The sequence below is a fragment of the Burkholderia sp. NFPP32 genome (genome assembly GCF_900119325.1).
GTDB classification, from domain to species: domain Bacteria; phylum Pseudomonadota; class Gammaproteobacteria; order Burkholderiales; family Burkholderiaceae; genus Burkholderia; species Burkholderia pyrrocinia_C.
This window is the reverse complement of the sequence record NZ_FPJP01000055.1, coordinates 1-7465: the sequence shown is the minus strand read 5'-3', so window position 1 is coordinate 7465 and position 7465 is coordinate 1. Positions and strand designations below refer to the sequence as shown.

Sequence of the window (7465 nt, the reverse complement as noted above, 5' to 3'; positions counted from 1 at the left end):
CTGATCGACGCGATTCCGCCGATTCGCGGATTGCGCGGCCACCCGCTGCAGAGACCGCGCGTTGTCTACGCCGATCGCGGTTACGACTCCGAGCGACATCGACGAGCATTGCGCAATCGCGGTATCGAGCCGGTGATCGCCAAGCGCCGTACCGAACATGGCAGCGGCCTGGGCAAATATCGCTGGGTCGTCGAACGCACACATGCCTGGTTGCATCACTTCCGTCGCCTCCGGATTCGTTTCGAGCGTCGCGCCGACATTCACGGGGCGTTCCTCAAACTCGGTTGCTGCCTGATTTGCTGGAATACCCTCCGGCGCGCCGAACAGCCTTTATGAAACCGTCTCTTAGGACACGACTGGTATCCGATCGTCTCACTCAAAAAGGACGGCAGGCTACACGATCCGGATTCGCCGCTTTGGCGATACGGCAGCTTGCATGAAGCTCCGCCGAGATATCGAGTCGGTATCCCGCCTGCGGTCCTTAGCAAGACGCCAGTGGTACTGTTCCTCAACCTTGTGCCGGATTTCCGACCGGTCGGGGCCAAAACCACGGGCACCCTTAGGGGCTACGACGACTGGCTGTGCGGCTTCGACGCAGTGCTGCGTTCCGTCTGCCGTGTTTACGAGAGGGTCTCGATCGTATCCTGGGGGGCTAACACATGGAACGCTGTTAAGCCCAAGCTCGACGCGCGGTTCAAGCGCCAAAGCATCATGTGCCACGCCAAGGAAGCGATGGGCGTGCCTTCGCGCTACATGGTGGCCGACCGGTCGATCCCTTTTCTGGCGCTCCCGCACCCGTCCTTCCGGTCCAACTGGAATCAAGACGTTCTCTCGCACGCGGCCGCTGGCTTTCAGGCGCTAGGCTTGGTCGACGCATCCCCGAGAGTGTGAGCGCCAACCGTTGCGCCCGTCATGCTGCGGAATGCTGAGTCGGCAACGCGTGCACCTTGAGACGGAAATGCATAACGTGAGCGAGTCAAATCGCGTCGATACATCCCGTGCGGTGAATCGGAGGTCGCGACTGTCTAGATGCGACCAGAAGCGGTCCTTCGACTTCGACGCCCAGATCGTCCACAATCGGCATCGCACATTCTCGCCTGAACCGCCATGACCATGTACACGCCCACGCTACGCCTGATCGACCGCCAGTCGTCGAACGACATAGAACGTCTGCAAGCCGTGCTCGAAGGTGCTCCAGGCTATAGCCTTGCCGTGGAAGGCAAGCTGCCCCCTCCGAACGCCGCCATCGAGGTACTTGATGCGCTACCGCCCGGCAAAAGCCACTCGGACAAATTCGTCTACGAAATCTCTCACGATGTCGAGGCGGTTGGATGTATGGAAATGGTGCGGGGCTATCCAGAGGTCGACATCGCTTTCATCGGCCTGTTGTTGTTCCGGGAAAGTTCGCAGGGACGAGGCTTTGGCCCGCAGGTTCTGCGTCTCGCCGAAGCAATCGGAATGAGCTGGCAATGTCGCGCATTACGCATTGCAGTCATCGATACAAATCCGAGAGCGTTCGAATTCTGGAAACGCGAAGGCTTCATTGAGTTGCTTCGCAAACCAGCGATGGATTTCGCCGCCCAAGCAATCGTGATGGAGCGTGCGCTACCGGCCGCAATATCTATCTAAGGCAGATCATTGTCCCATTGAGTTCGATACATCGCGTCTGTTCATTATCGGCCACAACCAGGCGCTCGTGCGCTGCGACGCAACGGCACTTAAACGTCCGCTTCGGAGCGGATAACGGTCGTACTCCGTCGACGGGTTTGAATGCACCGCTCCGTTGTCGCACTCAGGTATCGGAAGGCGGTCACTGCACCCACAACCAACAACACGACGGAAGCGATTAGCGCCTGCTCCATGCCGCGCATGAATGCGATCATCTCGGTATGGCGAACCAAGAAGCCGAACAACGCTACGCCCATCACGCCTCCGACCTGGCGGGCCGCGTTCAGCAAACCGGACGCAATACCCGATTGCGCACTGCATACCGCAGCAAGCATCGCATCGGTAATGGTCGGTATCGTCAGGGCGATGCCGCTGCCAGCCAGCAGCATGGGCAACGCGAGTAGCCAGTGGGACTGCGCGGCAAGCGCCGGCAGCATCGCCAGATAACCGACAGCAGAAATCAGCATGCCGGCCGTTGCCAGTGTGCGTGCGCCGATCCGGCTCGCCAGTCGCCCGGCGACGACATTAACGATCATGAGAATACCCATCATCGGCATGAACGCAACGCCCGTGCGTACGGGCGTCATATGCCAGCCCCACTGAAAGAGCAGGCTCAATGTAAAGACGATGCCATAGAAGACGAGATTCGCGATCATGCCGATCACGGTCGTGCTGCGAACCGTCCTGTCCCGCCACAACGCGAGCGGTAGCATTGCGGCGGGATTGCCCGCTTGCAACCGGATGAATGCGATGCCCGATGACACGCACAGTGCGAATGCGCCGAGAATGACCGGACTCCCCCAACCCAGGGTGCTGGCTTCAGTCAGCGCGAACGTGAGCGCAGCCAGTGTGAGGGCGCCCGTCAGTTGCCCGCGAACATCCAGGTTGCGGCCGCGTTGTGGGCTGGTGTCGGGCGCAAAGCGCCACGTCATCCAGATGCCGGCGACGCCGAGGGGCACGTTCACCAAGAAGATGCTGCGCCATCCGAGTGCAGTGACAAGCAATCCACCGATCACCGGGCCGGCGGCCAGCGCGATGCCGCCGCCTGCTCCCCACCATCCGATCGCCCGGCTGCGCGCCGCAGTGTCCTGAAATGCCAATCGCAGGATGACGAGCGAATTCGGAACCAGCAGTGACGCGCCCACACCCTGGACAAGACGCCAGGCGATCAGTTCCGGCAGGGACCATGCAATGCCGCAGCCGATCGACGCAAACGTAAAGATTGCGTAGCCGACCATGAATGCGCGCTTTGCTCCGAACCGGTCGCCGAGCGCCCCCGCCAACAGCAGCGACGACGCGAAGACGAGAGCATACGCATTAACGACCCATTGCAGACCCGTGATGTCTGCTCGGAAGGCGGATCGCAACGCGTCGAGCGCGACATTGACGACGCTGACGTCGACCAGCACGACGACGAAACCGAGGCATGTCGCGATCTGAACCAGTCCAGGATGGAGTTTTGAGGGTGTCTGCATTGGCGATCCTTCGAATTTGGAAGGTGCAGCGTAAAGGATCGCCCTCTGTGCGGATATTCCGTAAAATCGCACATCAACCCGGAGAAAATGCACTGATGTTCGACTGGGAAAACCTTCGCTTCTTCGTCGCCATCGCACAATCGGGCAGCCTCTCGGCCGCAGCCCGGCGGCTGAAGGTCGACCACGCAACGGTCAGCCGACGCTTGAGCGCACTCGAAGCCGAGTTGAACATGCGCCTCGTCGATCGGTTGCCACGCGCGTGTCGACTGACCGCCACGGGCAGGCAGATTCTCGGGTTCGCCGCGAAGATGGAGGAGGACGCCTTCGCCATCGAACGGCTGGCACTGGCAGAGCAGGCGCCCATGCAGGGTACAGTGACGATTAGCGCGCCGCCGGTCCTCGCGAATAATCTCTTCGCGAACCACCTGCATGCGTTCGCGCAATCGCATCCCGGCATTCGGTTGGCGATTGCCAGTCAAGCGCAAAGCGTGTCGCTGGGGCGTCGCGAAGCAGACATCGCGGTGCGCTTGTTTCGTCCCGAGGAGCCACGAAGCGTCACCCGCAAACTCGGCGAAATGTCCTTTGGGCTATATGCAAGCCGTGAATACGTGCAGGCGTCGGAATTGGACAATTGGGCATTCATCGGCTATGAAGCGCAATACGCAGAGATGCCGCATCAGAAGTGGCTTCAGTCGATCGCTCAAGGTCGCCGAATCGTCTGCGAGGTGAGTGATATCACCACACAGCAGGCGGCCGCCCGCACGGGAGTTGGTGTTGCAGGCCTGCCGGTGTTCATGGGCGATTGTGATCCCGCACTGCAGCGCCTGCCATTCGACGGTGAGCCTTTCCATCGCGAAATCTGGCTAGTTGTGCACTCCGATCTGAGGTATTCCGCGATGATTCGCGCGGTCATTGACTTCATCGTGGACGTTGTCCGTAAGACATTCGAGCCGATTGCCGAATCGTAACGCCATTCGACGCTCGCAAACTTGGGCGTTGGCGTCCGATATGCATGTGCGGATTCAACCCGTCGATGCAACGAATTGATGAAATCGCTCAGCCGGTGTATCGAAGTTTAGTGTCTTTCGCGACGAGCGAGTTGGATTTGCGGACAAAAAGAGGTCGGTGTTGGGCACACAACTTGGATTGCTGCCGGTGCCAGCGTTGACCGTAAAAAATGCCGATCCGCAGTTCGAAGCATTGGAAATGACGATGATAGCATTCGAGACGCAGTGGTCTCTCCATGTGCCTGACTAATCATTCCGGCTGAGGTCGGCCGAGGCTGTGTCAAAACGTGCGCCGCTGCAGGTCAGCGGAGAAGGCGACCCACCAGAACGCTCTGTATCGGCGTCGTGGCACTTCGGGAGGGGTAAAGTGATACCCGAAAACCGAGGAATTTCGCGTTTTGACACAGCCTCGGCCAGAAGCGGCCGTCCAATACTCGCAGCTAAATCGTCGACGATCTACTGTGATAATTCCAACCTTTACTTACGATCAGCGCGGTGGTCTAGAAGTCAGATCATGCAAATCGCAAGAAAACCGCCGCACGAGCAACGTCCCCGCAGGGCCGCTGCAACCGGTCGGACGCGATCGTACGAGTCAGCGACGGTAAATAAACTCTAGATCGGTCGATTCACCGACCTTGAAATCGTACGTGCCGACACGCTTGAAGCCCGCCTTCTCGTAGAAGTCGATGGCCTTCGTGTTACCCGACCACACGCCAAGCCATACCGGGCCGGGGCGTTCCACCGCCAGATAATCGAGCGCGGAGTCAAACAATGCTCGTCCGACGCCAGTGCCTTGAGTACTCCGCCGAAGGTAGATTTGATGTATTTCCCCCGAACCGTCGGCGACTTCCGGGTGCGGAAGCTTGCACGGCCCCACCTGTGCGTAACCAACCAGTCGGCCGTCGTCGCTTTCAACTACCCACGTTCGATGCTGGGGATTGTTGAGTTGGTCAGCGACCGTTTCCACCGAGTAACTATTGGTCTCGTACGCAGCAAGATCGCTCGGCGGGTAGCCGATGCCATATCCATCTTGAAGAAAGGTTTCGCGAAACGTGTCGCGCTTCAACTCGGCAAGCGGAATTACATCGGCAAACGTCGCAATTCGGATTAACATTGAGGATCTCGCAGTTCAGTGATCGGGCAGATAGTTTATCTTGAGCAACTCTTGGTGCAATCCGGACGACCGTTCGACTCAGCAATCGCGATTGCGGATTTCCCGGCCACGACAGCGTAGTGCAGATCGTCAATCTGCACTGGTGGCCGATGACGCAGCGGGCAGTTCCGGTACCGTAGGTGGGAAGCTTTCGACTGTCGCATGACCACTAGACTCATAATTAAGCAGCCTCCTTGGACCACGAGAACAGCATGCAGCGCTATTTGATCCCCAGCAAGTACATCGATTTCGAAGACACCGAAGTCAAGTCGAGCGCTGAAGCTTTGGCGCGCAGCGCCATTTCAGAACACGATCTGGTGCGCCGCTGCTTCGAGTTCGTCCGAGATGAAATCCGTCACAGCTCTGATTTCAAGCTCAATCCAGTCACTTGCAAAGCCTCAGATGTGATTCGGCACAGAACAGGTTATTGCTACGCGAAGAGTCATCTTTTGGCCGCGCTCTTGCGAGCCAATGCCATTCCTGCCGGCTTGTGCTATCAGAGATTGTCCATTGGCGGCAGCGGAGCACCATACTGTTTGCATGGATTGAACGCCGTCTACCTTCAAGATTTCGGCTGGTATCGCCTCGATGCTCGCGGAAACAAGCCGGGAGTGAACGCACAATTCTGCCCGCCCGCAGAAGCCCTGGCATTTCCCACTCGAGAACCGCAAGAACGGAATTTGCCAGAACTCTGGGCTGAACCGCTGCCGGTCGTAGTCGAGGCGCTGGAGCGCTACGGAAGTTACGACGAAGTACTTGCCAATCTGCCTGACATTGAACTCGTGATCTAGTCGTACGGTGGACGTCCGGTTTTCGCTGAGTGTTTTGTCACACGATCGGCGACAACCACTGAATCGATGCGGGGCCGGTGTGGCGCACCGGGGCAATAGCACGTGAGTGGCGCTATCCGCGTTTGCGCAGCGGCTCGAGTAAGCCTCTCAGGCCGTTATGGTCCATTTCGTGCATCAGCGCGAGCTGCCGGCCGAGCTCGCCCCGGGGGGACCCTTCGCGGGCCAACCAATTGAGGTAATGCCCGGGTAGATCGGCGATGAGTCGGCCTTTGTATTTTCCGAAGGGCATGGTGACGGTGACAAGGCATTCAAGGTCTGGAACTCGCATGCGGTATTGTGCACGGCTTTCCGCTCTCGTACGCCCGCCACGGCGCTCTCACCGTGTGCCGACCGATCCAGGACGACTGAAACCGGCCGAGCCTAACGGTAGGAACGCCCCATCGTTGATTTCTAGTGGCGAGAGGCGATCGGCTTCTGGGCTCACGTGTGGCGGCATGCGGCCAAAATCCAACGCTCGGCCGGATTGTCATAACGACCGGCCACGCCGGAATAGCAGCCAAAGCGATAAATAACCGTCAGCCGGCATTGATCGACGCTCGCCAGCGCCGAGGCGGGGAGAGCGCTGCGGATTGCCCGCCTTGAGCGCGGCATCGGCCGATGGCCTTCGTTGGCTGTCGACTTCCCGGTCTACGAATGAATGGTTTCGCCGCGATTCAGCATGTCGATGAACTCTTCGATCTTGCGCACCCGTGTCGCGGGCTTTTTGGCATTCTGTATCCGATACAGGATGGCGTAGCGGTTTCGGCCGTTCAGCGTCGCAAAGAACGCGCTGGCCTTGGGATTGGCATCCAGTGCGGCCAGCAGGTCGTCCGGCACGACCGAGTTGCTGGCGGACGTATAGGCAGCCTCCCAGCGGCCATCCTGTTTGGCTTTCTCGATTTCCCGCATGCCCGAAGGCAGCATTCTGCCTGCGGCGATCAGCGCTTCGGCCCGGTCTTTGTTGAGCCTGGACCAGATGCTTTTTGCGGAGCGTCGAGTGAAGCGTTGCAGCCAGTATGAAGTTGACCCGCTTCAACGGACAGATCTGCGGTAGCGATCGATGTGCGATTTAACCTCCGTTAAGCGGTAAGTCGCGGGTTGTCCACGGGCGGGCGGCGGGTCGCCTATCACGACCACGACGCCGCCCGGCGGTGGGCAACCCGCGCGGGGACAGGGTTTCATTTTTCATGTGCTCGTCTTCGAATTCGAGCGGTGAACGGTAGCCGATGCTGCTGTGCAGGCGACGCAGGTTGTACCATCCCTCGAGGAACCAGAACACACGCCCACGTGCCTGTTCGTGCGTATCAAAGCGCTCGCGCATGAGCAGTTCCG

General features: G+C 59.2%; 9 protein-coding genes and 2 pseudogenes. 6 read left to right on the top strand and 5 right to left on the bottom strand.

Features of this window, described 5'->3' with window-relative positions; all coding sequences use genetic code 11:
* The 3 genes from BT264_RS36790 to BT264_RS36780 all read left to right on the top strand — a co-directional run.
* Positions 1 to 336: IS5/IS1182 family transposase (locus tag BT264_RS36790; protein WP_072467074.1), on the top strand; the 336-nt coding region annotated here is incomplete at its 5' end.
* A 159-nt stretch (positions 337 to 495) separates the two neighbouring features.
* Positions 496 to 891 (top strand): hypothetical protein, encoded by a 396-nt coding sequence (locus tag BT264_RS36785; RefSeq protein WP_072445437.1) that lies wholly within the window; start codon positions 496 to 498, stop codon positions 889 to 891.
* A 216-nt stretch (positions 892 to 1107) separates the two neighbouring features.
* Positions 1108 to 1629 carry a GNAT family N-acetyltransferase gene (locus BT264_RS36780; protein ID WP_256260779.1) on the top strand — a complete coding sequence of 174 codons (522 nt, stop codon included), beginning with the start codon at positions 1108 to 1110 and terminating at the stop codon, positions 1627 to 1629.
* 89 nt (positions 1630 to 1718) lie between these two features.
* Here the strand turns inward: BT264_RS36780 and BT264_RS36775 are convergent, their stop codons facing one another.
* Positions 1719 to 3143 carry an MFS transporter gene (locus tag BT264_RS36775; protein WP_072445436.1) on the bottom strand — a complete coding sequence of 475 codons (1425 nt, stop codon included), beginning with the start codon at positions 3141 to 3143 and terminating at the stop codon, positions 1719 to 1721.
* Between the two features lie 95 nt (positions 3144 to 3238).
* On the opposite strand from BT264_RS36775, the gene BT264_RS36770 reads away from it, so the two are divergent.
* Together BT264_RS36770 and BT264_RS40650 are read left to right on the top strand one after the other, a co-directional pair.
* Complete coding sequence (locus tag BT264_RS36770) at positions 3239 to 4111, top strand: LysR family transcriptional regulator (RefSeq protein WP_072445435.1); 873 nt, start codon at positions 3239 to 3241, stop codon at positions 4109 to 4111.
* A gap of 157 nt (positions 4112 to 4268) precedes the next feature.
* Positions 4269 to 4400 carry a hypothetical protein gene (locus tag BT264_RS40650; protein ID WP_371287150.1) on the top strand — a complete coding sequence of 44 codons (132 nt, stop codon included), beginning with the start codon at positions 4269 to 4271 and terminating at the stop codon, positions 4398 to 4400.
* A gap of 342 nt (positions 4401 to 4742) precedes the next feature.
* Here BT264_RS40650 and BT264_RS36765 read toward each other — a convergent pair whose 3' ends face one another.
* Positions 4743 to 5264 carry a GNAT family N-acetyltransferase gene (locus tag BT264_RS36765; RefSeq protein ID WP_072445434.1) on the bottom strand — a complete coding sequence of 174 codons (522 nt, stop codon included), beginning with the start codon at positions 5262 to 5264 and terminating at the stop codon, positions 4743 to 4745.
* Positions 5265 to 5515: 251 nt separating this feature from the next.
* Between BT264_RS36765 and BT264_RS36760 the strand changes: the two genes are divergently transcribed.
* On the top strand, positions 5516 to 6094 hold the full coding sequence (locus tag BT264_RS36760) for a transglutaminase-like domain-containing protein (RefSeq protein ID WP_072445439.1): 579 nt from the start codon (positions 5516 to 5518) through the stop codon (positions 6092 to 6094).
* Positions 6095 to 6206: 112 nt separating this feature from the next.
* Here BT264_RS36760 and BT264_RS36755 read toward each other — a convergent pair whose 3' ends face one another.
* The 3 genes and pseudogenes from BT264_RS36755 to BT264_RS39480 form a co-directional block, all read right to left on the bottom strand.
* Positions 6207 to 6422, bottom strand: coding sequence for a DUF3820 family protein (locus tag BT264_RS36755; protein ID WP_072445433.1), 216 nt, complete (start codon positions 6420 to 6422; stop codon positions 6207 to 6209).
* Between the two features lie 359 nt (positions 6423 to 6781).
* A pseudogene (locus BT264_RS36750) lies at positions 6782 to 7159 on the bottom strand (YdeI family protein); the annotation flags it as partial.
* Between the two features lie 43 nt (positions 7160 to 7202).
* Positions 7203 to 7465 (bottom strand): annotated as a pseudogene (locus BT264_RS39480) (hypothetical protein); the annotation flags it as partial.